The sequence below is a fragment of the Oceanisphaera litoralis genome (genome assembly GCF_016907015.1).
Taxonomy (GTDB): Bacteria; Pseudomonadota; Gammaproteobacteria; order Enterobacterales; family Aeromonadaceae; genus Oceanimonas; species Oceanimonas litoralis.
In genome coordinates this window covers 1-26,146 of record NZ_JAFBBE010000005.1, presented here as the reverse complement: position 1 = coordinate 26,146, position 26,146 = coordinate 1, and the positions used below count along the sequence as shown (strand labels likewise).

24 protein-coding genes are annotated in these 26,146 nt (G+C 60.3%); 9 read left to right on the top strand and 15 right to left on the bottom strand.

Going from position 1 to position 26,146, the window contains the following annotated elements; all coding sequences use genetic code 11:
- Both sdhD and sdhC read right to left on the bottom strand, forming a co-directional pair.
- A complete protein-coding gene (sdhD, locus tag HNR62_RS04065; RefSeq protein WP_204794813.1) occupies positions 1-345 on the bottom strand; it encodes a succinate dehydrogenase, hydrophobic membrane anchor protein in 345 nt (114 codons plus the stop codon).
- On the bottom strand, positions 339-728 hold the full coding sequence (gene sdhC / locus HNR62_RS04060) for a succinate dehydrogenase cytochrome b556 subunit (RefSeq protein ID WP_420827136.1): 390 nt from the start codon (positions 726-728) through the stop codon (positions 339-341). Before sdhC ends, sdhD begins: the two co-directional genes overlap by 7 nt.
- Positions 729-1,136: 408 nt before the next feature.
- Here sdhC and HNR62_RS04055 point away from each other — a divergent pair, with 408 nt between their 5' ends.
- Positions 1,137-2,423 (top strand): citrate synthase, encoded by a 1,287-nt coding sequence (locus HNR62_RS04055; protein WP_204794811.1) that lies wholly within the window; start codon positions 1,137-1,139, stop codon positions 2,421-2,423.
- 435 nt (positions 2,424-2,858) lie between these two features.
- Here HNR62_RS04055 and fbp read toward each other — a convergent pair whose 3' ends face one another.
- From fbp to HNR62_RS04025, 6 genes are all read right to left on the bottom strand, one after another.
- The gene (gene fbp / locus HNR62_RS04050; protein ID WP_204794810.1) at positions 2,859-3,869 is read right to left on the bottom strand and encodes a class 1 fructose-bisphosphatase; all 1,011 of its coding nucleotides are present in this window, start codon (positions 3,867-3,869) and stop codon (positions 2,859-2,861) included.
- A gap of 119 nt (positions 3,870-3,988) precedes the next feature.
- Positions 3,989-4,738 (bottom strand): 3-deoxy-manno-octulosonate cytidylyltransferase, encoded by a 750-nt coding sequence (kdsB, locus tag HNR62_RS04045; RefSeq protein WP_204794809.1) that lies wholly within the window; start codon positions 4,736-4,738, stop codon positions 3,989-3,991.
- On the bottom strand, positions 4,735-4,923 hold the full coding sequence (locus HNR62_RS04040) for a Trm112 family protein (RefSeq protein WP_204794808.1): 189 nt from the start codon (positions 4,921-4,923) through the stop codon (positions 4,735-4,737). Before HNR62_RS04040 ends, kdsB begins: the two co-directional genes overlap by 4 nt.
- Positions 4,913-5,878, bottom strand: a complete 966-nt coding sequence (gene lpxK, locus HNR62_RS04035; RefSeq protein ID WP_204794807.1) for a tetraacyldisaccharide 4'-kinase — start codon at positions 5,876-5,878, stop codon at positions 4,913-4,915. Before lpxK ends, HNR62_RS04040 begins: the two co-directional genes overlap by 11 nt.
- Entirely contained in the window at positions 5,878-7,629 is a 1,752-nt protein-coding gene (gene msbA, locus HNR62_RS04030) for a lipid A ABC transporter ATP-binding protein/permease MsbA (protein ID WP_204794806.1), read from the bottom strand. The genes lpxK and msbA overlap by 1 nt, the downstream gene beginning before the upstream one ends.
- A 27-nt stretch (positions 7,630-7,656) precedes the next feature.
- Entirely contained in the window at positions 7,657-9,921 is a 2,265-nt protein-coding gene (locus HNR62_RS04025) for a DNA internalization-related competence protein ComEC/Rec2 (protein ID WP_239552597.1), read from the bottom strand.
- Between the two features lie 72 nt (positions 9,922-9,993).
- On the opposite strand from HNR62_RS04025, the gene HNR62_RS04020 reads away from it, so the two are divergent.
- Both HNR62_RS04020 and HNR62_RS04015 read left to right on the top strand, forming a co-directional pair.
- Complete coding sequence (locus HNR62_RS04020) at positions 9,994-10,506, top strand: DUF2062 domain-containing protein (protein ID WP_204794804.1); 513 nt, start codon at positions 9,994-9,996, stop codon at positions 10,504-10,506.
- Positions 10,506-11,012, top strand: a complete 507-nt coding sequence (locus tag HNR62_RS04015; RefSeq protein ID WP_239552582.1) for a DUF2062 domain-containing protein — start codon at positions 10,506-10,508, stop codon at positions 11,010-11,012. The genes HNR62_RS04020 and HNR62_RS04015 overlap by 1 nt, the downstream gene beginning before the upstream one ends.
- Positions 11,013-11,248: 236 nt before the next feature.
- Here the strand turns inward: HNR62_RS04015 and lolE are convergent, their stop codons facing one another.
- Genes lolE through HNR62_RS04000 form a run of 3 tightly spaced genes read right to left on the bottom strand, consistent with a single transcriptional unit; the run spans position 11,249 to position 14,467 of the window.
- A complete protein-coding gene (gene lolE, locus HNR62_RS04010) occupies positions 11,249-12,490 on the bottom strand; it encodes a lipoprotein-releasing ABC transporter permease subunit LolE (RefSeq protein ID WP_204794803.1) in 1,242 nt (413 codons plus the stop codon).
- Positions 12,490-13,263, bottom strand: coding sequence for a lipoprotein-releasing ABC transporter ATP-binding protein LolD (gene lolD / locus HNR62_RS04005; RefSeq protein ID WP_204794802.1), 774 nt, complete (start codon positions 13,261-13,263; stop codon positions 12,490-12,492). The genes lolE and lolD overlap by 1 nt, the downstream gene beginning before the upstream one ends.
- On the bottom strand, positions 13,256-14,467 hold the full coding sequence (locus tag HNR62_RS04000) for a lipoprotein-releasing ABC transporter permease subunit (protein WP_204794801.1): 1,212 nt from the start codon (positions 14,465-14,467) through the stop codon (positions 13,256-13,258). The genes lolD and HNR62_RS04000 overlap by 8 nt, the downstream gene beginning before the upstream one ends.
- Before the next feature lie 68 nt (positions 14,468-14,535).
- Between HNR62_RS04000 and HNR62_RS03995 the strand changes: the two genes are divergently transcribed.
- From HNR62_RS03995 to HNR62_RS03985, 3 genes are all read left to right on the top strand, one after another.
- On the top strand, positions 14,536-15,132 hold the full coding sequence (locus HNR62_RS03995) for a PilZ domain-containing protein (protein WP_239552581.1): 597 nt from the start codon (positions 14,536-14,538) through the stop codon (positions 15,130-15,132).
- Positions 15,129-18,596 (top strand): transcription-repair coupling factor, encoded by a 3,468-nt coding sequence (mfd, locus tag HNR62_RS03990; RefSeq protein WP_204794800.1) that lies wholly within the window; start codon positions 15,129-15,131, stop codon positions 18,594-18,596. Before HNR62_RS03995 ends, mfd begins: the two co-directional genes overlap by 4 nt.
- Before the next feature lie 124 nt (positions 18,597-18,720).
- On the top strand, positions 18,721-20,172 hold the full coding sequence (locus HNR62_RS03985) for an FAD-dependent oxidoreductase (RefSeq protein WP_204794799.1): 1,452 nt from the start codon (positions 18,721-18,723) through the stop codon (positions 20,170-20,172).
- 339 nt (positions 20,173-20,511) lie between these two features.
- On the opposite strand, the gene HNR62_RS03980 is transcribed toward HNR62_RS03985, so the two are convergent.
- From HNR62_RS03980 to HNR62_RS03965, 4 genes are all read right to left on the bottom strand, one after another.
- Complete coding sequence (locus HNR62_RS03980) at positions 20,512-21,438, bottom strand: polysaccharide lyase (RefSeq protein WP_204794798.1); 927 nt, start codon at positions 21,436-21,438, stop codon at positions 20,512-20,514.
- Between the two features lie 210 nt (positions 21,439-21,648).
- Positions 21,649-22,509, bottom strand: coding sequence for an MBL fold metallo-hydrolase (locus tag HNR62_RS03975; RefSeq protein WP_204794797.1), 861 nt, complete (start codon positions 22,507-22,509; stop codon positions 21,649-21,651).
- Between the two features lie 431 nt (positions 22,510-22,940).
- Positions 22,941-23,204: a DUF2798 domain-containing protein gene (locus HNR62_RS03970; protein WP_338044069.1), complete on the bottom strand. Its 264-nt coding sequence runs from the start codon at positions 23,202-23,204 to the stop codon at positions 22,941-22,943.
- Positions 23,205-23,338: 134 nt separating this feature from the next.
- Positions 23,339-23,839, bottom strand: coding sequence for a lactoylglutathione lyase family protein (locus tag HNR62_RS03965; protein ID WP_204794795.1), 501 nt, complete (start codon positions 23,837-23,839; stop codon positions 23,339-23,341).
- Positions 23,840-23,934: 95 nt separating this feature from the next.
- On the opposite strand from HNR62_RS03965, the gene HNR62_RS03960 reads away from it, so the two are divergent.
- The 3 genes from HNR62_RS03960 to HNR62_RS03950 all read left to right on the top strand — a co-directional run bounded on the left by HNR62_RS03960 (position 23,935) and on the right by HNR62_RS03950 (position 26,055).
- On the top strand, positions 23,935-24,813 hold the full coding sequence (locus HNR62_RS03960; protein WP_204794794.1) for a LysR family transcriptional regulator: 879 nt from the start codon (positions 23,935-23,937) through the stop codon (positions 24,811-24,813).
- 188 nt (positions 24,814-25,001) lie between these two features.
- The gene (locus HNR62_RS03955; RefSeq protein ID WP_204794793.1) at positions 25,002-25,394 is read left to right on the top strand and encodes a VOC family protein; all 393 of its coding nucleotides are present in this window, start codon (positions 25,002-25,004) and stop codon (positions 25,392-25,394) included.
- Positions 25,395-25,806: 412 nt separating this feature from the next.
- Positions 25,807-26,055 (top strand): aspartate-alanine antiporter-like transporter, encoded by a 249-nt coding sequence (locus HNR62_RS03950; RefSeq protein WP_204794792.1) that lies wholly within the window; start codon positions 25,807-25,809, stop codon positions 26,053-26,055.
- Positions 26,056-26,146: the final 91 nt, after the last annotated feature.

Genomic DNA, 26,146 nt, shown 5'->3' with positions numbered 1-26,146 from the left:
TTATACACCCCACAGTACGACGATACCGGTCAGTACATAAACCAGCAGTAACACTACTATCCCGAACTGGGCCAGACCGCGCCAGAAGGCCGGTTTGACGTAGTCGGACAGCACCTGCCAGGCACCAATCCAGGCATGCATCAGCATGCTGAACAGCGCCAGTAGCGTAAACACCTTGGTAAAGGTCTTGTCGAAGAAGCCCGTCCAGACATCAAAAGTAATGTCGTTGAAGGCGATAAAACCCACCAGGTAGAGGGTATATAAGGTCAGAATAACGGCCGATGCGCGCATCAACATAAAGTCATGTACGCCGCTGCGACCAAAGGTTGCAGAATTGGTTACCATACCATTACCCCCGCCAACAGTGACAACACGATAGTCACACCGAACGCCACCTTGGCACTCAGCGCACCCGATTCCAGCTCTTCACAGTAGCCCAGGTCCATAATGAGGTGACGAATGCCACCCACTATGTGATAGGCCAGCGCAGTCAACACACCCCAGAGGATAAAACCGACGAAGAAACCGTCGAGAATATCCACAACTGCCTGAAACCCGGTTTCGGAAGAAAGCGAGTAACTGAGCAGCCACAGCAGGATGGCGAGTGCGAACAGCGTGATGACACCGGAAACCCGGTGCAGGATAGATGCGATTGCAGCGACAGGTTGGCGAATAGTCCGTAGGTCGAGGTTTACAGGTCTCTGTTTTTTAGTCACGGTCTTGCCCACTAGCTCCATTGAGCACGTTAGTTATTGTTTTCACAGATAAATCCCGGATATATGAAATAAGGGCATGAGAGAAAATGCGTGCTGAAATCCGAATGCCCGAGGACGTTCCGAACACCAGCGAGTGCACTTGCAACAGACCCCTAACTGCACCATATACCCTCGGGGCACCAGTATATGGAGGAGAAAAATAATTACAACGTAGGGTCTGCAGCAATTGCCAAATGTGTAAAGCCGATCGCACAACGACGTCAACCCGTGGCCGGCGACACCGAGTAAAATTGACATTAGCCTCCTGTTCTGTTTTCAATATGCTCGCACCATGGGAGGCAATAGTAGTTAGAGATTTATTTGAACTATGTAAAAATACCTACCCGTGGACCTATTATAAGAACGCGAAGGAGACGTGCTATGGCTGACCAAAAGGCCACTCTACACTTGCCCGGCAAGGAGCCCATTGAGCTTCCCATCGCCTCGGGTACTGCCGGTTATGATGTGATCGACATTAGTTCCTTGGGCTCACATGGGTATTTTACCTATGATCCCGGTTTTATGGCCACTGCGTCCTGCCAGTCCGAAATCACCTATATCGACGGTGACAAGGGCATACTGCTGCACCGCGGCTACCCCATCGACCAGCTGGCGCAAAACGCCACCTACCTCGAAGTCTGCTACCTGCTGCTGTACGGCGAGGCACCCACCGCCAAGCAGTTCGACCAGTTCCAGCGTCTTATCATGCGTCATACCATGGTACACGAGCAGCTGTCCTCCTTCTTCAAGGGCTATCGCCGTGATGCTCACCCCATGGCCATCGTCTGCGGTGTTATCGCCGGCCTGTCGGCCTTCTACCACGAGCCGATGGACATCAACAATCAGCAACACCGGGAAATTGCCGCCCACCGCCTGATTGCCAAGCTGCCGACCATCGCCGCCATGGCGTACAAGTATTCCATGGGCCAGCCGTTCATTTACCCGCGCAACGACCTGAGCTATGCGGCCAACTTCCTGCAGATGATGTTTGCCGTGCCCAGTGAAGACTACAAGGTCAACCCCATTGTCGAACGCGCCATGGACCGCATCTTCACCCTGCATGCGGATCACGAGCAGAACGCCTCTACCTCGACCGTGCGTCTGGCCGGCTCCAGTGGTGCCAACCCCTTCGCCTGTATCGCCGCCGGCATTGCCTCGCTGTGGGGCCCCGCTCACGGGGGCGCCAACGAAGCCTGCCTGATGATGCTGGAAGAAATCGGCTCCGTGGATCGTATTCCCGAATTTGTCGCGCGTGCCAAGGACAAGGATGACCCCTTCCGTCTGATGGGCTTCGGTCACCGGGTCTACAAGAACTTCGATCCGCGCGCCACCGTGATGCGCGACACCTGCCACGAAGTGCTGGACGATCTGAAGATCGAAGATCCGCTGCTGGACGTGGCCATGGAGCTGGAACGCATTGCGCTGTCGGACCCCTACTTCGTCGAGCGCCAGCTGTATCCGAACGTCGATTTCTATTCAGGCATCATCCTGAAGGCCATCGGCATTCCGACCTCCATGTTCACCGTGATCTTCGCCCTGGCGCGCACCGTGGGCTGGATGTCACACTGGAACGAGATGATGTCCGATCCCAAGCAGAAAATCGGTCGTCCTCGTCAGCTGTACACCGGTGCCCCCGAGCGCGAGTTCAAGACGCAGGTAGAGAAGTAACCGCCGTTAAGCATCACAGCTCAACAGCAAAAGGCCGGCATAACATGCCGGCCTTTTTTGTTTATGTGAAGAATCGTGAAGAGAAAGTACAGCGCCTCCGATGTATGCATATTGCACGAATGTAGTCGCGCGCTTTAGCCGCGAAAACCTGCGCAGCAGGTTCTGGTGCACACGTTCTCATGCCACCGAATGGGTCTGCGGGTTCAACATTTACAGCGGTACAGGAAAAATCTGAGTTGGGATATCGCTGCGCGATATTGCACAGCTAAAGCAGTGCCTACATCCGTGCAGCATGTTGGTACCGGCGCCGTCGATATTTTCATACAGCACAAACAAAAAACCCGAGCCTGTCAGACTCGGGGTTTTGTAGGGTCCAATTCATTGGACCACATACTATTGCACGGCTTGATACGGTCGAATAAATTCGACCCTACATTACTCGGCGGAGTACTGCGCCATCAGCTCGCCGGCCTTGTCGACCATCTTGCTCGACCCCACAAAGTAGGGGGTGCGCTGATGCAGCTCGGTGGGCTTGATTTCCATGATGCGGCGGAAACCATCGGTGGCCTTGCCACCGGCCTGTTCGGCCATGAATGCCAGCGGATTACACTCATACAGCAACCGCAGCTTGCCGTTGGGGTTGCTGGTGCCGGACGGATAGATGTAGATGCCGCCCTTGAGCATATTCCGATGGAAATCGGATACCAGAGAGCCGATATAGCGAGAGCTGTAGGGACGCTTGGTGGCTTCGTCCTTCTCCTGGCAGAACTTCAGGTACTTCTTCACCCCTTCCGGAAACTTGATGTAGTTGCCTTCGTTGATGGAGTAGATGGCACCCTGCTCGGGAATGCGAATGTTCTCGTGAGACAGGCAGAAGGAACCCAGGGTGGGATCGTAGGTAAAGCCGTGCACCCCGTTGCCGGTGGTGTATACCAGCATGGTGGATGAACCGTAGACCACGTAGCCGGCGGCCACCTGATTCACGCCCGGCTGCAGGAAGTCTTCGATGTTCACCGGCTCGCCGGGCTCGCTGACCCGGCGATAGATGGAGAAAATGGTGCCGATAGACACATTCACGTCGATGTTCGAGGAGCCGTCCAGCGGATCCATCAACACCACGTATTTGGCGTTGCTCTGGCGCTTGTCGTCGAAGGCCACGAAATGGTCTTCTTCTTCGGACGCGATGCCACAGACTTCGCCCCGCGCTTCCAGTGCCGCCTTGAACATGTCGTTGGCGAACACATCCAGCTTCTGCTGTGTTTCACCCTGCACGTTTTCGCTGCCGTTGCTGCCACCGATGATGTCGGTCACCAGCCCGGCCCGGTTGATTTCCCGGTTAACCACCTTGGCGGCACGACGGATGGAAGACAACAGTGACGTCAACTCGCCGCTGGCGCTGGGGTATTCGGACTGTGTCTTTACGATGTATTCACCCAGGGTAATCATATAGTTCCTCGAACGTTTCCTTGTGACGCTTAGCCGCCATAACTGCGGGGCAATGTACCCCGTTAACTCTTTTATTGCATTTATTGCAGAATTTTTTGCTCATCGGCCCGGATCCCGCTTCAACGGGAAGCCAGCTGGCGACGAACTGCTTCCAAATCTTCCGGGGTATCGACCCCCGGCAGCGGTATTTCACAGGCATCGGCCAGTGCTATCGACTCGCCATGCCAGAGCACCCGCAGCTGCTCCAGTTTTTCCAATTGCTCCAGCGGGCTGACCGGCAATGCCAGGTAACGGCGGATAAAGCCGGCCCGATAGGCGTAGATGCCGATATGCCGGCGGCAGTGGCGCAGATCCGGTGCGCCGCCGGCCGTGCCGTCCCGGTCGAAGGGAATGGCGGAGCGGCTGAAATACAGCGCGCGTCCGGCCCGACTCTGCACCACCTTGACCACATTGGGGTCGGTCAGCTGGGCCGCCTGATCCAGCGGGGTGGCCAGGGTCGCCATGGGCGCATCGCTGTCGGCCAGCAGACCCGCCACCTGATCCACCAGGGCCGGCGGCAGCAGCGGCTCGTCACCCTGCACATTCACCACTATGTCGTCCGGCGCCAGCCCCAGCAGCTCGACCACCTCGGCCAGGCGTTCGGTGCCGGACTCGTGATGGGCGCCAGTCATGCAGACCTCGACGCCGCTGTGTGCCAGTGCGTCGCGAATGCGGACATCGTCGGTGGCCACCACCACCCGGGCCGCGCCACTCTGCTGCGCCTGCTCCGCCACCCGCAGTATCATCGGCTTGCCGTGAATATCGGCCAGCGGCTTGCCGGGCAGACGAGTCGAACTGAAGCGGGCGGGGATCACCACCACGAAGCTCATGCGGGCAGCTCGTCCAGGCTCAGTTTGCGGGCCCGGTTTTCCAGCAGTACCGGAATGTTTTCGGTAATGGGATAGGCCAGCCGATCGAAGCGGCACACCAGTTCGTTATGGGTCCGGTCCAGTTGTAACTTGCCCTTGCATACCGGGCAGGCAATGATTTCCACCAGTTTGGCGTCAATCGCCATGATCTAGCTCCTTGAGTCGAGTTAAAAGCAGTTGTTCGAATGCGGCGGGCAATCGGGCATCCACCGGCACAAACCAGGTATTGTCATGCCCCCCCGGCCATTTGACCGCGTCTTTTTCGGTGATCAGCAGCGGTGCCGACTGCAAGCCGGTAAGTTGCTCGGGGACTACCGCCTGGTGATCGGCCAGCGCCAGCCGCTGTTCCAGTATAAAGCCCAACTGTTCCAGGGTCGCAAAAAAACGCGGCGGATGACCGATGCCCGCCAGGGCATGAACACGGGCGCCCGGCTCGGGGGCAGCCTGTTTGCCGCCGACCGCTTGCAGGGCACCGGGTTCGAGCGTCATCATATATTCTCCGGCGTCGGCCGGTCCGCCGTTATTGATGATGGCATCCACCCGGTCCAGCCGCCACAAGCCCTCGCGCAGGGGGCCCATCGGCAGCAGATGACCGTTGCCGAAGCGCCGTTTGCCATCCACCACCACCAGCTCTATATCCCGGGCCAGGGCGTAATGCTGCAAACCGTCGTCGCTGATGATGATGTCCACTCCCCGGGTTGCCAGCAGCGCCGCCGCCTCCCCCCGTTTGGGGCCAACGACCACCGGGCAACCGGTGCGCCGATAAATGAGCACCGGCTCGTCACCGGCCTGTCCGGGCTCTGTGTCCGCCGTCAGCAACAGCGGATACCGCTCGGCGTTGCCGCCATAGCCACGGCTGATCACGCCCGGGGTATATCCCTGTCGGCGCAGCCAGGTGACCAGCCAGACCACCAAGGGGGTCTTGCCATTGCCACCCACGGTCAGGTTGCCGACCACCACCACCGGCACCGGCGCCCGGTACACCGCCTTGCTCCCTCGCCGGAACAGCCAGCGACGCAGGCCGCTGACCAGCGCAAACAGGCCGCTCAGGGGGGCCAGCCCCCACAGCCAGCCGGTGTGCTTACGGTACCAGGCCTGCATCAGCCCTCGCCGTACTGAATGCTTCTGAGCTGGGCATACACCCCCTGGCGCTCGAGCAGCTCGAGGTGAGAGCCCCGCTCCACTACCCGGCCTTCGTCGATCACCAGGATCTCGTCGGCGTTTTCGATGGTCGACAGACGATGGGCTATCACCAGCGCGGTTCTGTCCTTGCGCAGGGCATCCAATGCCGCCTGAATATGGCGTTCCGACTCGGTATCCAGTGCCGAGGTCGCCTCGTCCAGGATCAGCAGCGGCGCATTGCGCAGCAGGGCCCGGGCAATGGCGATACGCTGACGCTGGCCACCGGACAGGCTGGCGCCGTTTTCACCGATGATGGTGTCGTAGCCCTGCTCCAGCTTGTTGATGAATTCATCCGCATAGGCCACCTTTGCCGCCGCGATAACCTGCTCCCGGCTGTATTCGCCTTCGGCCGCATAGGCGATGTTGTTGGCGATGGTGTCGTTGAACAGATGCACCTGCTGGGATACCAGCGCAAACTGGCGGCGCAGATCGCTCAACTTGTATTCGCGCAGATCCACGCCGTCGAGGCGGATTTCGCCGTCATCGATATCGTAGAAACGGGTCAGCAGGCTGGCGATGGTGCTCTTGCCGGAGCCGGAGCGGCCGACCAGTGCTATGGTCTTGCCGGGCTCAAGCCGGAAGCTGACGTCTTTCAGCGCCGCATTTTCCTTGGTGGGGTAGGTAAAACCGACCCGGTCAAACTCGATAAGACCCCGGGCACGAGCCAGGGGCCGGGTGCCGGTATCCTGCTCGCCTTCGCTGTCGAGCAGACCGAACAGGCTCTGACAGGCGGCGATGCCGCGCTGGTAAGAGGCGTTGACCTGGGTCAGGCTCTTGAGCGGCCGCATCAGCATCATCATGGAGGTGACGATAACGGTAAAGGTACCGGGGGTCAGCTGGTCCTGAATATCGTCGAAGGTAGACACATACAGGAGGATGGCCAGGGCGCTGGAGGCAATCACCTGCACCAGCGGCGTGCCGATGGAATCTGCCGCCACCATCTTCATGTTCTGCTGACGCACCGCATTGCTGACCCGGTGAAAGCGACCCGACTCCACCCGCTGGCCGTTGAACATCAGCACTTCCTTGTGGCCCTTCAGCATCTGCTCCGTGCTGCTGGTGATGTTGCCCATGGCATCCTGCATGCCGCGACTGAGGCGACGGAAACGACGGCTGATCACCGCTATCATGACCCCGACCACGGGGCCGACCACAAAGAAAATCAGCGACAGCTGCCAAGAATGATAAAGCATCAGCCCCAGCAGACCCATCACGGTGGCGCCTTCCCGTACCAGAGTCACCAGGGTCGAGCTGGCCGCCGACGATACCTGGGAGGCATCGTAGGTCACCTTGGACAGCAGGTTGCCGCTGTTATGGCGGTCAAAAAACGCCACCGGCATCGCCATCAGCTTGCCGAATACCTGCTGCTGCAGCGACATCACCACATGGTTGCCGACCCAGGCCATGCAATAGCCGGACAGAAAGGTACAGACGCCGCGCAGAAATACGATGCCGATAACAAACAGCGGCATCCATTTCAGCACATTGGGATCCTGACCTGTGAGTCCCTCATCGATCAACGGCTTGATGGAATAGACAAAGGTGGTATCGACGGCCGCATAGCCCGCCATGCCGACAATGGCGGCCACCAGACCGAGTTTGCGCTCCTTCACATAACCCAGTAACCGCTTGAGCACGGGCCAGGAAGAAGTGTGGTCATCTTGGGACATAAGGTCTCTGTCTTGAAAAACGAGCCGCTATTCTAACGGCTTAGGGGGTCTGCCGCCAGTCGTCAACCAGGCATTGAGCCGCTGATACCAGGGCCCGGGGCGCCGGGGCTGCAGCAGTCGCCAGCGATGGCCGTCCGCCACCAGGTGCACCATGCCATGCTCCCCCGTGATCAACTGGGTTACCCCCTGGCGGTTGAAGCGGGCCACCACCTCGGCAGACGGAAAGCCCCAGCGATTGGCAAAACCGGCGGTATGCACCACCCAGTCGGGCGCCACCGCCCGGTTGAACGCCTCGGAGGAGGAGCTGCGACTGCCGTGATGCGGGCTCAGCAACAACTGGGCCGCCACCGGCTGCCCCGTTGCCAGCAGGCCCCGCTCGGCCTCGGCTTCTATGTCACCGGTCAGCAGCAGGGACAGGGTGCCATCCCCGATATGCAGCACACAGGAGTCGTTGTTGCGATGGCCGCTCGGGGTAACCGGCCACAGCATCCGCAGCGTCAGCGGCCCCCAGGCTTCCGTTTGCCCCGCACGACAATGCAACCCGTCCGGCCAGACTCCCCGTCGAAAGCGTATCGGCAGGGTGGCGGCCAGATACTCCCGGTTGCCGCTGTGATCCCGGTCGTCGTGACTGATCACCAGATAATCCAGCTCGTCGATGCCCAGCCGGGTCAGCAGCGGCAGTATCACCCCATCGGCCATGTTGAAACCCGAGTCGAACCGATCACCGGTGTCATAAAGCAGCGCCCGCCGACCCTGGGTCACCAGCACCGAGAGCCCCTGGCCCACATCCAGTATCCGTACCTCCCAGCGGGGTTCGGGCCCTGGTTCATGGACAAACGGTTCATGGGCAATCGGTTTATGGACAATCGGTTTATGGACAAGCGGCTCATGGGCAAACGGCTCATGGACAACCGGTTTCAGTACCCCGGGTTGCAGCAATAGCAGATACATGGCCAGCGCCAGCAGCCAGCGCGCCCTGGGCAACAGCAGGGCCAGCGGCTGCATAAACAATAACAACCAAAGCCCCTGGGCCCTGCCCGACAACGCCTGCCAGGGAGACAGGCTGTCATTCAGCCAGTGCAGGCCGGCCATCAGCGGCTCGAACAGGCCGTTGAGCAACACCAGCACCGCCATGGCCAGCCCGGGCGCCGGTAACAGCAACAGACAGGCCAGCAGCAACAGCGGGATCAGCAACAGCGAAAACAGGGGGATCAACAACAGGTTGACCGGCAGCGACAGCCAGCTGATGCCGCCGAAGAGCAGGATGATCAACGGCAGCAACAGCAGGCTCAGCCCCAACTGCAATCGCCACAGGCCGTGTCCCCCCAGCCAGCCGGCACTGGCCAGCAGGGCGGCCACCGCCAGCACCGACAACCAGAACCCCAGATCCAGTGCCAGCCAGGGCATGACCGCCAGCAGCAGTGTCATGGTCAGCAATAACAAACGGCGACCGCTCCAGAAGCGTGCCCAGCAAAACAGCCCCAGCCACAACAGCAACATCAGCAGAGCCCGCTGGGTGGGCAACGAAAAACCGGCCAGCCAGGCATACCCCAGTGCCAGCCCTCCCGCCAGCATCACCGCCAGCAGCCGACTGCCACTCAGACGGCCGGCCAGCAGGCCCAGCCCTGCCACCAGCCCGATATGCAGGCCCGAAATGGCAAACAGGTGGCTCACCCCCAAACCCCGCAGCATGACCCAGTCTGCTTGCTGCAGCCCGCTGCGGTCTCCCACACTCAGGGCCAGCAGCCAGCGCCGGGCGGGCAAGTCGGCGGTCATGGCGTCGATGTGCCGTGCCAGCCGGGTACGATGCGAAGCGTCGGCAGCCTGGTGTCCCAGGGTGCCGGTCAGATAGCCCCGGGCCGTGATCCCCTGCCCCAGCAGCCAGCGCGCGCTGTTGAAACTGCCCGGATTAAGCAGGCTGTGGGGGGGCTGTAACCGACTGATCGACTGAATATTATCGCCGACGGCCGGAGCGTCATCCTGCCCATACCAGCTCAGCAGCACCCTTGGGTGGGGGGAAAGTACTTGACCATTCAGGCTTTTCAGACTGACAATCAGCCTGCTTGCACCCATCTCCCGGTGCTGAACACGCTCTACCGTACCGGCAACAAGCTGGCTGCGCTGAAACAGATCGGGAGCTTGCAGCCAACCCAGTTGCCAGTGGCTGTAACACAGCGCCCAGACCAACCCGAACAACAGACAGGCCATCATTGGCCTTGGCCGCCAACACAGGCAGCCCAGACAGACCAGTGGTAACCACCAGTCCCAGGCGGGAAGCCAGGGCCAGATCATGACGGTTGAGATGCCGAAGCAGAAAAAGAACAGCCGCTTATCCATCCGATAAGTATTGCGGACCTGGAACAGATGCCAAAAAAGACGTTAAAACGCCTGATGCCCGATCCGGGCACCATAAAAAACCATAAGTACCTGAGCCTGCTTGGCAGCAGACTGCACGACAACAACCTGTGGCATCTCAACCGTCACTCGGCCGCCGGTGCCTTTGCCGTCGGCCTCTGCTGTGCCTGGCTGCCCATTCCCTTTCAGATGGTGCTGGCCGCCGTGCTGGCCATGACCTTCAGGGTCAACCTGCCCCTGTCGGCGGTGCTGGTCTGGGTGACCAATCCGCTGACCATGCCGCCGATGTTCTATTTTGCCTACCGACTGGGCTCTTTTCTGCTCGACCGGCCCCAGCACTACCAACACTTCGAACTGAGCCTCAGCTGGCTCAGCGCCGCCATGACCACAGCGGGCCCTCCCTTCCTGCTGGGGTGTGGTGTCATGGCCCTGGTCAGTTCGGCCACCGGCTTCATGGTGATCCACGGGCTCTGGCGCTGGACGGTGTCGCGCCGGTGGAAGCTGCGCCGGCGGAATCGCTGATGTTGCGCCAATGGCTGCGAGACCGGATGCCAAGCCAGGAAACCCTGCGCCAGCATCGCATCCTGGCCCTGTTCGGCGAACGCCTGCTCGATCCCGATTACTGGTGCTGCAACCGCCACTCCGCCGCCGTGGCGGTCGCCGCCGGGCTTTTTGCCGCCTGGCTGCCGCTGCCCATGCATACCCTGGTCGCCATCGGCCTGGCGGTGCTGTTTCGCGGTTATCTGCCGCTGGCCATCGCCATGGTGTGGGTCAACAACCCGCTCACCCTGGCCCCGATGTTTTACTTCGCCTACCGACTCGGCGCCTGGCTGCTGGGCACGCCCGAACTCGTGTTCAACGGCTCACTGGAAGAGGAAGCCCTGGCCATGGCGGTCCCCTTGCTGACCGGCACCCTGCTGATGGGGCTGAGCAGCGCCCTGCTCGGCTGGGTCATCACCCGCCTGGGCTGGCGCTGGAAGGTACAGCTGGCATGGAAGTTAAGGCGAAAAAGACGGCGGGAACAGTAAACAGCAACACCCCCACCCCGCCTCCCCCTGGCGAATATCCGCTGTTATCCCTGTAATGCCGCTGCCAAGGGGGAGGAGCAATTCGGCTCTGGTGATAAGCCTGACTCTGTGTGCTCCCTCCCCTTAACCCCGATCTGTCAGAACGACAGCGGGGTGCAACGCAAGGGGAGGGTCGGGGTGGGGTTACTGCATATCACTCATTTCTTACCGCTGATCGCTTACAGCTTAAAGCTGTTTTACGCTTCTCCCAGCAACTGCCTCGGCAGCAGCCTGCCGGCGCGCCAGGCCGGGTAAAGGGTGGCGATAAAAATCAGCACCAATGCCGAGCCGGTCACCAGCCACAAATCCGCCCAGTGAAACTCGGTGGGAATGAAGTCGATGAAATACACCTCCGGGTTCAGAAACTGATGCCCGGTCAGGCGTTCCAGTCCCGCCACCAGATCGGACAGCCGGGTCGCCAGCAGCAGCCCGAGGGCGCCGCCGATCAGCACGCCGGTCACGCCGTTGAGCAGGCCCTGCACCATAAAGGCACCGCGGATCTGCCAGGGCCCCGCCCCCATAGTCTTGAGGATGGCAATGTCGCCTTTTTTCTCGTTCACCGCCATCACCAGGGTCGACACTATGTTGAAGCTGGCCACCGCCATCACCAGCAGCAGCACCACTATCATCAGGGTGCGCACCAGCTGTATGTCTCTGTAGACATTGCCCTGGCTTTCCATCCAGCTGCTGACATAAAAAGGCGCCGGCAACCCCATGCCCGCGTTCAGGGTCAGGCGGTCGGCGGCCAGTACCTGATTCACCCGCAGGTGAAAACCGGAGACGGCATCCCCCAGCGCTTTCAGCTCCTGGGCATCCTGCAGATGGGTATAGCCCAGCACGGTGTCGAGCTGACCGCCGATGCTCACCACCCCCGCCAGGGTAAAACTGTGTCGCCGGGGCGAACCGAAGCCCTGACTGCCCGGTGACGGCAACAGCAAGGACACCCGGTCGCCGACCTCAAGCTCCAGCTGCTCGGCGATGGCCTTGCCGAGGATCAAGCCCCGTTCGCCGGGCACCAGCACCTTCAGGCTGGCACCATCAAGATACGGCGTCAGCGCGGATACCCTGCCCTCCAGCTCCGGCACCACCCCCTGCAGTTGTACCGCCTTCAGCTTGTCGCCCTTGCTGAGCAGCCCTTCCAGCGGCACATAGGGCGATACCGCCAGTATGCCGGGGGCGGCCTCCATGTCATTGACCATGTCGCGCCAGCCTTCAACCGGCCCCTCGGCGGTATGCAGCCGACCATGGGGCAGCACCGACAGGATGCGGTTTTCCAGCTCGCGCTCGAAGCCGTTCATCGCCGACAACCCCAGGATCAGCGCGCCGACCCCGATGGCGATGCCCAGAATAGAGGCCACCGAAATAAAGGAAATAAAACGATTGCGCCGCCGGGCCCGGCTGAAGCGCCAGCCCAGAAAGACACTCAGGGGACGAAACATCAGCCTTGCTCCTGTAGTCGGCTGTCCAACTGTCGATTATCAACCAGGCGATCATCAACCTGTCGATCATCAACCAGGCGACTGTCCAACTGTCGATCATCAACCAGGCGACCGTCGACCAGCCGGCACTGCCGGTCGAGCCGGGCGGCCAGCGCCAGATCGTGGGTCACCACCACCAGGCCGGTGCCCAGCTCGCTCTGCAACTCGGCCAGCAGCGCAAACACCTCGGCGGCGCTGTGGGCGTCCAGGTTGCCGGTCGGCTCGTCGGCCAGCACCAGCCGGGGCTTGTTGACCAGGGCCCGGGCGATGGCCACCCGCTGGCGCTCACCGCCGGACAGGGCCGAGGGTCTGTGCTCCAGACGGTGACCCAGCCCCACCCGGGTGAGCAGGGCCTCGGCCTGCTCTTTGGCCTCTTTCACCGGCCGGCCGGCAATCAGCAAGGGCATGGCGGCATTTTCGAGGGCGCTGAACTCGCCCAGCAGATGATGAAACTGATACACGAAGCCCAGCTTCTGGTTGCGAAAACGGGCCTGGCTGCGGGCCGACATATGGTGCAGATCTTCCCCTTCCACCAGCACCCGGCCATGGGTCGGGGCATCCAGGCTGCCGAGCAGATGCAGCAGGGTGCTCTTGCCCGAGCCGGAACTGCCCACCACCGCCAGGCTTTCGCCGGCGGCAAGCGTGAGGCTGACGCCATCCAGTATGGTGACCGGCTGCGCTCCGTCCTGATGGGTTTTACCCAGATTCTCGACCACTAACAGGGGGTTATTCATAACGCAAAGCCTCGGCTGGATGAACTCGTGACGCCCGCCAGGCCGGATAAAGGCTGGCCAGCACGCACAGTAATAAAGTGAAAAACAACACCATGAGCAATTGCCCGGGCAACAGCAGTACCGGCAACTGACTGCCCCCGGCGGCGGAATAGAAGTTGATGCCCAGCAGGTTGAGCACCCCGTCTAGGTTCAGGCTCAGCAGCAGGCCGAGCGCAAAGCCCAGCACACAGCCCAGCACACCGCTGAAACCGCCCTGGATCATGAACACCGCCATCACCCGGTTGCGACTCAGGCCCAGGGTTTGCAGCATGGCGATTTCGGCTTCCTTGTCGGTCACCACCATCACCATGGCCGAGAGAATATTGAAGGCCGCCACCAGGATGATCAGCGCCAGCATCAGGCTCATCAGCCGTTTTTCCATCGCCACCGCCTGAAACAGCTCGCCCCGGCTCTGCTGCCAGGTCTCGTATTTCAGCCCCGCCGGCAGGGCCGGCAGCCGGTCGAGTTCGAAAGGATCGCTCAGCCACAGGCGCAGGCCGGAGGCCTGATCCTGCCCATAGCGCAGCAGGCGGGCCGCATCGTCCAGCCGGGCCAGCACCAGTTGCCGGTCTACGTCGTTGCCGGTGCTGAAGGTGCCCACCAGGGTAAAGAGTCGCTGGCTCGGCACCCGCCCCAGGGGCGTGAAACGGCTGCCCTCGGTGACCGTCACCCGCACCTGATCGCCGGGCACCACCCCCAGGCTGCGGGCCACACCGGCGCCCATCACCAGGCCATAGGGCAGATATTCGAAATATTCCCGGGTGCGCGGATCCAGCCCCTGCAGCAATTTGTCCTGGCTGTTGGCCGGATCCAGGCCATAAAGCTCGACCCCGGTCAGGTGACCCGGGCCCTGCACCATGGCCTCGGCGCTGATGAAGGGCGTGGTGGCGGTCACCACCGAGTCCGGTGCAAACAGGTCGCGGTACCGAGCCGGGTTGTCCAGCCGACGCTGGTCGTTGGTCACCAGCGCCTGGGGAATGACGCCGAGCATCTGATCTTTCATCTGTTGCTCGAAGCCGTTCATCACCGCCGACACCAGAATAAGGGCGGCCACCCCCAGCAGAATACCGATGGTGGAAAAACCGGAAACAAAGGACGCGAAGCTGCGTCGCCCCCGCGCCCCGGCATAGCGTAAACCCAACATCAGCGTCAGGGGTTGAAACATGGTGTAATCATCCGTTTTTTAAAGGGTTTTACGTCACCCGCAAGTTGCGGAATAATAAAGGCATGTGAATGGCGCAACAAGAGCAGCGAATGATGGCAGACCCTTATTTCAGCATCGACTATCAGGCGCAGGTTAACCTGATCCCCCTGACTGATGGCGAAACGGTGCCCGACGCTGATGCCTTGGAGGCCGAAATACCCGCGCCGTTCAAGCTTATCAGTGAAGTGACCCGCATCGATACCAATAATGCCCGGCTGCTGCGCAACCTGGACGAACACGCCACCGAGCTGGTGGAGATCATCAACCAGCAGTCGCGCAAAATCGATCTGGTGCTCAGCTACGTGCTGGCGGGTCAGGACAACCCCGCTCAACGCTACCAGACCCGAAGCCTGGGCGGCGGCGGTTTTACCTTCACCTCATCACAGCCCCTGGCCGAGGCCGGCCGGGTTCGCTGCAAACTCTTTCTGCCGGAACTGTCGGTGGCGGTGTACGGTTATGGTGAAGTGCATGCCGAGGCCGAGCCGGCACAGTACCGCTGCGACTTCATTGCCCTGCGCGAACAAGACAGAGACGCCCTGATCCGCGCCAGCCTGCAGCTGCAGGCCAAACAACTCAAGGCCCGTGCCGAACGCCGCGCCCAACAGGACGACGCATCACGCTCATGATACAGATTTCCAGCCCCACTCCCCGCCCCAGAGCCAGCCTGGGCCAGCTGATTGGCAGCAGCCTGGCGCTGGCCATCGCCGAACAGGTCAGACAGCAGCAACAACTGGTACTGCTGGTGGTGCCCGACACCCCCACCGCCCTGCGCCTGGAGCAGGAGGTGCGCCACCTGCTGGACAACGGTACCGATGACAGGGGGACGCATGCCGACAACAGGCTGCCGGTGGCGCTGTTTCCCGACTGGGAAACCCTGCCCTACGACCGGTTTTCGCCCCATCAGGACATCATCTCCCAGCGACTCGAAACCCTGTATGGCCTGCCGGCACTCACGCGCGGCCTGCTAATTGCCCCCATCACCACCCTGATGCTGCGCACCCCGCCGCGCGACTGGCTGGAGCAGAACAGCCTGCTGCTGAACACCGGCGACAAACTGGACCTGCACGCCCTGCGCGGTCGGCTGGAGCGCGCCGGATACCGGGCGGTGGAGCAGGTGCTGGAGCATGGCGAATTTGCCGCCCGCGGCGCCCTGCTGGACCTGTACCCCATGGGCGCCAGCGAGCCGGTGCGTATCGACTTCTTCGATGACGAAATCGACACCCTGCGCCCCTTCGACCCCGACACCCAGCGTTCCCGCGACCAGGTCAAGCAGGTGCGGCTGCTGCCGGCCCGGGAATTCCCCACCGACGAGGCCGCCATCGAGCGGTTTCGCGGCCAGTACCGGGAACGCTTCACCCTGCGCAACGAGCCGGAGTCGCTCTATCACCGCGTCAGTCAGAGCCAGTTTCCTCCCGGCATAGAGCACTATTTTCCGCTGTTCTTCGAACAGACCCAGACCCTGTTCGACTCATTGCCCGAGCACTTGCTGGTACTGGGTGTCGGCGAGCTGAACGACGCCGCCGACGGCTTCTGGCAGGATGTACAGAGCCGCTATGAAGACCGCCGCCACGATCAGCTGCGCCCCTTGCTGGCGCCGGACCAGCTCTACCTCAGGCCCGATGCCCTGCTGCAACGGCTCAATCACTGGCCCCGGCTGCAACTGAGCCAGACGCCGGTGCTGGAAAAGGGCGATCGGCAGAACGCGCCTATCCAGCCCCTGCCTACCCTTGAAGTGGAGCACCAGAAAACCGAGCCCCTGGCCCGGCTGCTGAGTTTCTGCGAACAGTTCGAGGGGCGCATCCTGTTCTCGGTCGAAAGTGCCGGTCGGCGCGAGGCGCTGAACGAACTGCTGGCGGGCAGCCCCATCAAGCCCCTGCCCTGCGATAACTTCGCACATTTTCTGGCCGGAAAAGACCCGGTGGGTCTGCTGGTTGGCCCCCTGTCCCAGGGCTTTATTCTCGACGACCAGCTGGCGCTTGTCTGCGAAGGCGACCTGCTCGGCGGCCGGGTAATACAGCGCCGGCGGCGGGAAAAATCCGCCAGCCTGAGCCCCGACACCCTGATCCGCAACCTGGCCGAGCTGTCCATCGGTCAGCCGGTGGTGCATCTGGATCACGGCGTGGGCCGCTACACAGGGCTGCAAACCCTGGACGCGGGCGGACTCAAGTCCGAATACCTGACCCTGGAATACGCCGGCGGCGACAAACTCTATGTGCCGGTCACCGCCCTGCATCTGGTGGGCCGCTACAGCGGCGCCGACGACCCCAGTCTCAACAAACTGGGCAACGACAGCTGGGCCAAGGCCAAAAGCAAGGCGGCGGAAAAGGTGCGCGACGTGGCCGCCGAGCTGCTGGACGTGTACGCCCGCCGGGCCGCCCAGCCGGGACAGGCCATTGCTCACGACAAGCTGGCCTATCGCCAGTTTGCCGACGCCTTTCCGTTCGAGGAAACCGACGATCAGCTCACCGCCATCAATGCCGTGCTCACCGACATGACCCAGCCCAAGGCCATGGACCGGCTGGTGTGCGGCGACGTGGGTTTCGGCAAGACGGAAGTGGCCATGCGCGCCGCCTTTGTGGCGGTGCACGGCGGCAAACAGGTGGCGGTACTGGTGCCCACCACCCTGCTGGCCCAGCAGCATTACGACAACTTTCGCGACCGCTTCGCCAATTGGCCGGTGCGGGTAGACATCATCAGCCGCTTCAAGACCGGCAAAGAGCAGGACAAGGTGCTCACCGGCCTGACGGACGGCAGCATCGATATTGTGATCGGGACTCATAAATTGCTGAGCCAGGATGTGAAGTTCAAGGATCTGGGCCTGCTGATCGTGGACGAAGAGCACAGATTCGGCGTGCGCCAGAAGGATCAGATCAAGGCGCTGCGCGCCGATGTGGACATTCTGACCCTGACCGCCACCCCCATACCCCGCACCCTGAACATGGCCATGGGCGGCATGCGCGATCTCTCCATCATCGCCACCCCGCCCGCCAAACGGCTGGCGGTCAAGACCTTTGTGCGCGAGTCGGATCCGGCCACCATTCGCGAGGCCATACTGCGCGAGCTCAAACGCGGCGGTCAGGTCTATTACCTGCACAACGAGGTGCAGACCATAGAGAACAGCGCCGACGCCCTGCGCACCCTGGTACCCGAGGCCCGCATCGGCATCGCCCACGGCCAGATGCGCGAGCGGGAGCTGGAACGGGTGATGTCCGACTTCTATCATCAGCGCTTCAATGTGCTGCTGTGCTCCACCATCATAGAGACCGGCATCGACGTACCCAGCGCCAACACCATCATCATGGACCGCGCCGACAAGCTGGGCCTGGCCCAATTGCACCAGTTGCGCGGCCGAGTGGGGCGTTCCCACCACCAGGCCTATGCCTATCTGCTGACGCCCCATCCCAAGCGCATGACTACGGACGCCAGAAAGCGGCTGGAAGCCATTGCCGCATTGGAAGATCTGGGCGCCGGCTTCGCGCTGGCCACCCACGATCTGGAAATTCGCGGTGCCGGCGAGCTGCTGGGCGACGAGCAGAGCGGCCAGATCACCGCCATCGGTTTCAGCCTCTATATGGAGATGCTGGAGCAGGCGGTGAAGGCGCTGCAGTCGGGCAAGGAGCCGGCGCTGGATCAGTTGTTGCGCGCGCAGACCGAAATAGAGCTGCGCCTGCCGGCCCTGCTGCCGGACGACTATATTCCCGACGTGAACATGCGGCTGTCCATGTACAAACGCATCGCCACCGCCGAAAACGAAACCGCCCTGCGCGAACTGCAGGTGGAGCTGATTGACCGCTTCGGCCTGCTGCCGGAGCCGGGCAAGCACCTGGTGGCGCTGGCCGGGCTAAAGCTCAAGGCCAGCGAGATCGGCATCGACAAGATTGACGCCGGCCCCAATGGCGGCACCATCGCCTTTGCGCAGGATGCCAGGGTAGACCCCATGTATCTGGTGAGCCTGTTGCAGAGTCAGCCGCGCATCTACAAGATGGAGGGGCCCACCAAGCTGCGCTTCGCCATTCCCAGTGCGGATGCCAAGAGCCGACTGGCGCTGATTGGCGACATGCTGACCGAGCTGCATGCGCATCAGGCCTAGCCCGCGACATCACGACATCACGACATCATGATTTACCCCCACGAAAGGGTTAAGATAGCGGCGCAGCCGGCCCCGGGGCCGGCTGCGCCATGCCATGAACCATCAGCATCCTGACCGAGAAACCATGAACGCGAATATTTGCCATACCCCCGCCCAGCGGCCGCTTAACGTCGGCATTCTGGGCGGCGGTATTGCCGGTGCCACAGTGGCGTTGCGACTGGCGGACATGGGCATTCAGACCCTGCTTATCGAGGCCAGCAGCGGCCTGGTAAACGGCCCGCCCATCTGCCACCTGCACGCGGGCGGCAACCTGTATCGGGACATCGGCGACGACCAGTGTCTGACCCTGTTGCGCCAGTCCATCGCCTCGGTGCGCGCCTACCCCCACAGCATCAACCGCCGCCCCACGGTGATCGCCACCCCGGTCACCGACTCGGGCGATGCCGAGGCCTTGTTGCCCCGCCTGAAACAGGTGGCGCAGGAATATCGACGGCTGGTAGAGGAAGACCCGGCCAACCAGGTACTGGGCGAACCGGACCAGTATTATCGCTGCTACAGCCGCGAGCAGTTCGAGGCGCTGGCCACTCGCCCCCTGCCGGCGCAGGCCCGGTGTCAGGACGACTGGCTGATCCCCCTGGCCCATCATCTGGACCCGGAGACCCTGAAGTTTCCGCTTATTCTGGTGCAGGAATACGGCTGGAGCCTGTTTCGCATGGCCGCCACCGCCACCCTGGCGCTGAAGGCGGCGCCGAACTGCGCGCTGCATTTTCATACCCGCGCCACCAGACTGGAGCCATGCCCGGACGGCTGGACCATTCACGGCACTAACCAGGATGGGCAGGAACAGCCGTTCAAGGTGGACTTTCTGGTCAATGCCTGCGGTTTTCGTACCGGCCTGGTAGACGACATGGCCGGTTACCGCCGTGAGCGGCTGGTGGAATACAAGGCCGCCTACGTGGCCCGCTGGCAGACGAGCGGCGACTGGCCGGAGGTGATTTTTCACGGCCAGCGCGGCACGCCCAACGGCATGGCCCAGCTGACGCCCTACCCGAACGGCGTGTTTCAGCTGCACGGCATGACCGACGGCATCACCCTGTTCAAGAACGGGCTGGCCGCCAGTTGCGACCTTAGCGCCCAGCCCCGGCTGCCCGAGCAATACCGCCAGCAGCTGGACAAGGGCTGGCAACAGGGCGATACCGAAGCCCGTACCCGGCGGGCCATCGCTCACCTGGCCCGCCTGCTGCCCGCCTTCGGTGACGCCGAAGTCGGCGGCAAACCGCTGTTCGGCGCCCAGCAGATACCGGGCAGCGACCCCTCGTTGCGGGCGGCGGACGTGTCGTTCGAGGGCAATCACTATGCCCGGGTAGAAATCGTCAAGGCCAGCTCGGCGCTGACCGCCGCCGACCGCATTGTGGACCGACTCGCCGAACTCGGCTGGCTGGAGGTGGACGAGCAGCCGCTGTCACCCAGCCTCGCCCTCACCGAAGGCCAGAATGCCGCCGAGGTAGAGCAGGAAGCGGTACGCCTGGCCCGGCAACGCGGCTACCCCAGCGAGCTGGCCGAAAACGGCTGGTGAGGGTGTACTACCAATTCCATTAAAGACGTGATCAGTTGCTGATAACAATACCGTGTTTAAAGTCCGGTCATACCGGGCTTGACCCGGTATCTTTCTGCAGAGAGATCCTGACGTTCGTCAGGATGACGGCCTGAACACATGATGAATCCGATTGGTAAGCAACACCCTATAACTGATATGGATTCTGGCGCTGGTTTGCCTTTATCGTCACCCTCGCGAAGGCGGGGGTCCAGTGCCTTTGCAGGCAACCAGCAGCCTGACCGTTCTGCGCCACAAGTCCTGGATTCCCGCCTTCGCGGGAATGACGACAGAGCCACAGCTGTTATGCAGCATTACTTATCATTGCCATTTGATATTATCTATTCTTATATAGCCATCTCCGGTCATTCTCCAATCATCAGTTCCGCCGCCCGGGAATACAGAGATATGAGCCGTGTCGATTTTACTTTCGTCATTTTTAAATCTTATGTCTCTTTTTTCAAACTTAAGAACATTGTCGATAAAAATCTTTAACACTCCATCTTTTTTATTTCCGTTATTCAGCCGCACCCAATATCTGACATTAAAGGTTTTCTTGCTGTTCAGGTATCCTATTGTCGCCCCAAAAGTATCTCCGTATCTACCCGGCTGATCCATATGGTACACATAAGGAATTAACCGCCCCCCCTCTCTCCACATTATTCGTATACTAAAGCCGTCACCACTCCATGCGGGGATACCACCGGTATAGCCCTTTCCACCACTCAAGCCTGGAATTTTTCCACCCTTGCTCCACGGAAACCCTGAGTTAAATCCAATATCATAAGAGAAGCTGTAGCTGCTTTTTTTTACAATGGAAGACTTTATGATGCCCCCGCCCTGCGAGCTACCGAGAGAACCTTTAGGTAAATAAAATCTCAATCCTTTATGCTTGTCTATTCTTAATCGATTACCACCCTGCAGGACGTTATAATTGCCAAAATCTTTTTGCACTTGTGTTTTTCCATAAATACTATAAGCAGGCCAGCGATCAAATGATATAAGATTGGCGCCGTACACTGTCGCATTAACCGGGTTGCTCAATAAAAGAAAAACAATAAAAAATACTGTCTGAGACAAGAACTGAAACAAGAACTGAAACAAGAACTGAAACAAGCATTGGCTTTTATTCACGGACATCAGCCGCTCTCTCACTCCAATCGGCATCGATGGCTTGCGATCCACCCCGAAAGGCGCCTCCGGCGGGATCACCCCGAACCGCTTTTTGCCATCGTCATGCTCTTTCATTACCCTGCTCCTCACCTTGTGCCTGGCTTCAGTTTAGCCATGAAGGGAAGCCGAGGGTCATGGGGAATCGGAGAATCGGAGAATCGGGAATAGGGAGTGGGAAGTGAGGAGTGAAGGCCCCACACCTGATGCGCGGGCACGCTTCACCCTGGGTATCACCCCCGCCGGTACCGATTGAGTGCTGAGTGGGACCGGCGGGGGTGCAGTCGGTTACGGCTTGTAAACGTCGATGTCCTCGGCGGTGATCAGGAAGCTCATCAGATCCTGGCCAACGAGCAGCGGGCCGCTATAGTTCTCCCGGGTGCGACGCAGCAGTTCTTCGTCGCTGATGCCGGGAGCGACGCTCGAGGTGCCGTTGACGATGTGGCTGTAAACGGCCAGGCGCGGCGCTGTGGTGGTGAAGATCTCGCCGGCCTGCCGGGGATTGGTGTGGTGGGCGTAAACCTCGGGCAGCGCGGTGATGTCTTCAAACTCGGCCACTTCGTGGATCAGCAGATCCACCCCGGTGCCGTATTTGATCACGTTCTCGTGCGGAATGGTGTCGCCACTGATGAGTACGGAGCGCTCGTTATAGTCCACGCGGTAACCCATGGCGGGCTCGATGGCGTGATCCGGATCGTGCTGGACCTCGAACATGGTGACGGTGACGCCGTCCTGCTCGAAGATGACTCCGGGCTCGGCAAACTCGTGGGCGATAAGGCCGGTGGTGTGACGTTCCAGTTCGCCATCCGCCACCCGGACCTCGATATCGTCGGCGTGAGCGTGACGCAGGCCGGCGGCCAGCTCTTCCAGGCCGGTGGGGCCGTAGAGGTGCAGATCGCCCGGACGGCCGCCGAATGCCGGAACATAGCCTGTCATCCAGATGTCGCTGAGCCCGTTGACGTGGTCGGAGTGGAAGTGAGTGATAAACACCCCGTCAATGTCGCCAAGGGGAATGCCCGCTTGGGTCATGCGTACCGGGGCGCCGCGTCCGGCGTCGAAAACAAGGTTGAGACCACCGGCCTGAACCAGCGTTGACATGCCGTAGCGGGTGCTGCTGGGTACCGGGCTGCCGGTGCCCAGAAGGGTCACTCGCAGCTCATCCTCGGCCAGTGCGGTGGTGGCGGGGTGCGTGCTGGGTGGGAACAGGTACTCGGCGTTTGCCGCATCCGGGGAGGTTCCTGCGTGCTGCGTGAAGTTGGCTCCCGTGCAGCCCGCGAGCAACAGCGTCGATCCTGCCAGCAGGCTGGCCAGTCCCAGGTTCCGTCCGATTGAAGTAGACATGGTTTCTTGATTTTCCTATTACATAAAAAAGCCGTGAACAATACCAACGAATGGGTGAAAGCGCTATATCCGGAATGAACGCCTGCGCGTTTTACAACCAGATATCGAACAAAGTTAAAGAGCGATTCAGGAAAACGCCCTACGGGCTGCTCCCGCCTTCCCCGGTGCCGGCCCCTGCCAACAGCGTCTCTGCCATCACCGGCAAGGGGCCCGGACTGGGCCAGAAACGCGCTTCCCGCTCAGCGACCATCCGGCTTCCGAACCGTCATCTCAACCAGTTTGGACACTATCGGCCGTACCGCCAGTACACAGAGAAACGCCACCGGCATCGCCACCTTGTAGGCATTGAGCACGTCCGCTACAAAGTGCTCCGTTATTCCCTGGTTCATCGCCGTGATCACAAAACTCATCAGGAAGGCCATGATCGCCGCCATGTAGAACGCGAACACGACCCCAACAAACCGGTGTGGCAGTTTACGGCTTGATTTTACTGCTTGTTGCACAACAAGACTCCGCAGATTTAAGGTGACTGGCATCACTTTACCAGTAATTATTCCGTCTATCCCCGAATTCTTTGCCGTGGCAAGGGGTCGCCGCTTCCGGCAACACCGGCTCGGTTCATGTCGGCCTGCTCGGGTTAATAGGCCCCCTCGCTGTAGATCAGCTCGTAGCTGTGGCTGTAGATCTCCACAATATTGCCGAACGGGTCTTCCATATAGATCATGCGGTAGGGCTTTTCACCGGGGTAGTAGTAACGCGGCTTTTTCATGCGCGCCTTGCCGCCAGCGGCCACAATGCGCTCGGCCAGGCCTTCCACGTCCGGATCCTGCACGCAGAAGTGAAACACACCGGTTTTCCAGTATTCAAAGTTGTTGTCGGGGTTTTGCTGGTCGCGAAACTGGAACAGCTCCACGCCCACCCGGTCGCCGGTAGACAGGTGGGCAATGCGAAAACTGCCCCAGCCCGGGCCGAACACATCGCTGCACATTTCGCCAATGGCGCTGTCGTCTTCCACTATCTCGGTGGGCTGCATGATCAGGTACCAGCCCATCACCTGGGTGTAGAACGCCACCGCCTTGTCGAGATCCGGCACCGAAATGCCAATATGGGAAAAGTTTCTCGGATAGACCTTGCTCATTACGCTCACCTCTTTCGTTGGGATTGAGATAAGCTTACGCCGGTGTTTTAATCATTAAAAATTATCGTCTTTTATCATTATGAGTACATATTGAAATGGTTAATCCGGTGTGGTTGCGCAGTTTTTGCACCCTGGTGGAGGTGGGTCATTTCACCCGCACCGCCGAGCGGCTGCACATGACCCAGTCGGGGGTCAGCCAGCATGTGCGCAAACTGGAAGCGCACTTTGGCGTGACGCTGCTGGTGCGCCAAGGCAAGGGCTTTACCCTGACCGATGCGGGCGAACGGCTTTATACCCGGGCCGGAGACATTTTGCAGTCGCTGTCGGGGCTGGAGCAGCATGTGGGGCAGGATCCCGCCTTTGAGGGGCTGGTGCGGGTGATGTCGCCGGGCAGCGTGGGGCTCAAGCTCTATCCCCAGTTGCTGGGGTTGCAACGCCGGCACCCGGGGCTGGTCATCGACTACCGTTTTGCCCCCAACGCCAGCGTGGAGCAGGCGGTGGCGAACAACAGCACCGACATGGGGCTGATGACCCAGCCTTCCGCGCTGGAAGCCGTGCGCTGCCGGGCCATTGCTCGGGAGGCACTGCTGCTGGTCACCCCGGCTGCCGTCAGCAAGCCGGACTGGCCCGCGTTGCTGGCGCTGGGCTTTATTAATCACCCCGACTGCGCCCACCACGCCGGCCTGCTGCTCAGCGCCAACTTTGCCGAGTTCGAACATGTGGGCCAGTTTCAACACAGCGGTTTTTCCAACCAGATTGGCCTTATTCTGGCACCGGTGAGCCTGGGGCTGGGCTTTACCGTGCTGCCGGCCCATGCGGTGGCGGCCTTTCCGCAGCCGGAGTCCATTCGCGCCCATGCCCTGCCCCGGCCGGTGAGCGAAACCATTTACGTCGCCACCCATCGCCACCGGCCGGTGGCCAACCGGGTGGGCACAGTGATGAAGATGGCCAAGGCGCAGCTTGATAGCGGCTAACGGTGTCGCCCTGTCCCGCCCTGATCTGGCTTCGGTATGGGCACTGCAGAGCCGTTAACTTGCAGTGCCCATACCGAAGCCAGAGCAGTTTCTTTGCACTTTGCCGGTTTGCATCTGGATAAGCGAAAACGTATATAGCACAATGCTGTTTCATCAGGCCATATTCGTTCAATCACAAGGAAAAAAGCATGTTCAGTCATATTATGCTGGGTGCCAACAGCATTGAGGAATCAAAACGTTTTTACGATGCCACCATGGCCGTGCTGGACTACCAGCCCGGTGTGGTGAATGAAACCGGCAATCGTTGCATGTATCTGAGCTCCAGGGGCGTGCTGGCCCTGACCCTGCCGATCAATGGCGAGGCCGCCACCCATGGTAACGGCTCCACCATCGGCCTGAGCGTCACCAGCCCGGCGCTGGTGGATGCCTGGCATGCCGCCGGCGTAGAAAGCGGTGGCATTCCCTGCGAAGATGCGCCCGGTGTGCGCGTGGTGGGAGGCAACAAAATGTACCTGGCCTACCTGCGTGATCCGGCCGGCAACAAACTGTGCGCCACGCACTTTATGCCGGCGGAAGGCTAACCCCGTCATTACCTCATAAAGCAACAGGCACCGGCCGCACTGCCGGTGCCTGCGTGACCCGCCCCGCTCCGGTCTTGCATCGCATTTATTCATTCTTGCAATTGCCCTTCCCCACCCCAGCGACCAGATCTGCCCCCCAGATTTTTCAACTATTTTTAAAAAAATAAGCTCAGAATCCCAACAAAAAGGGTCGGGTGTCCCATTCTTCCGTTGGTTGCTCTCAATTCATAAAATAGTCAGGAACGATTTTGAACTGCCACATGCAAACTTTATACTCAACCTGAATTATCTGCACTGACTGAAAATTTAATTAGCATTGCCAGCACTTTATTTGACATTAATCATATAACCTAATTATGCAAACGTATATCCTTACTGGCTTAAATGAAACTTTCAAGAATAGGTATTATTTATGGAGCTGATTACAGAATTACTCACCAAAGACTACTTCGTATTATTTCTAGTAATTGGCCTTGGAACAGCAATTGGTAATGTGCGAGTAAAAGGGATTAGTTTTGACACGTCAGCGGTTATATTTGTCGCTATTTTTTTTGGGTATCTCTACAACTTATACGGCGTAAACTTTAGTATTCCTCCCATCATACAAAGTGTTGGATTGGTGTTATTTATTTACACTATAGGGATGCAGGCTGGGCCCTGAAGCATCCCCACAATTATTTGATAAAATTCATGAGGTTATAAATAAAAAGGTAGGAGCACCCATGAAAATCGGCGATCATTGAAGTCGCCAA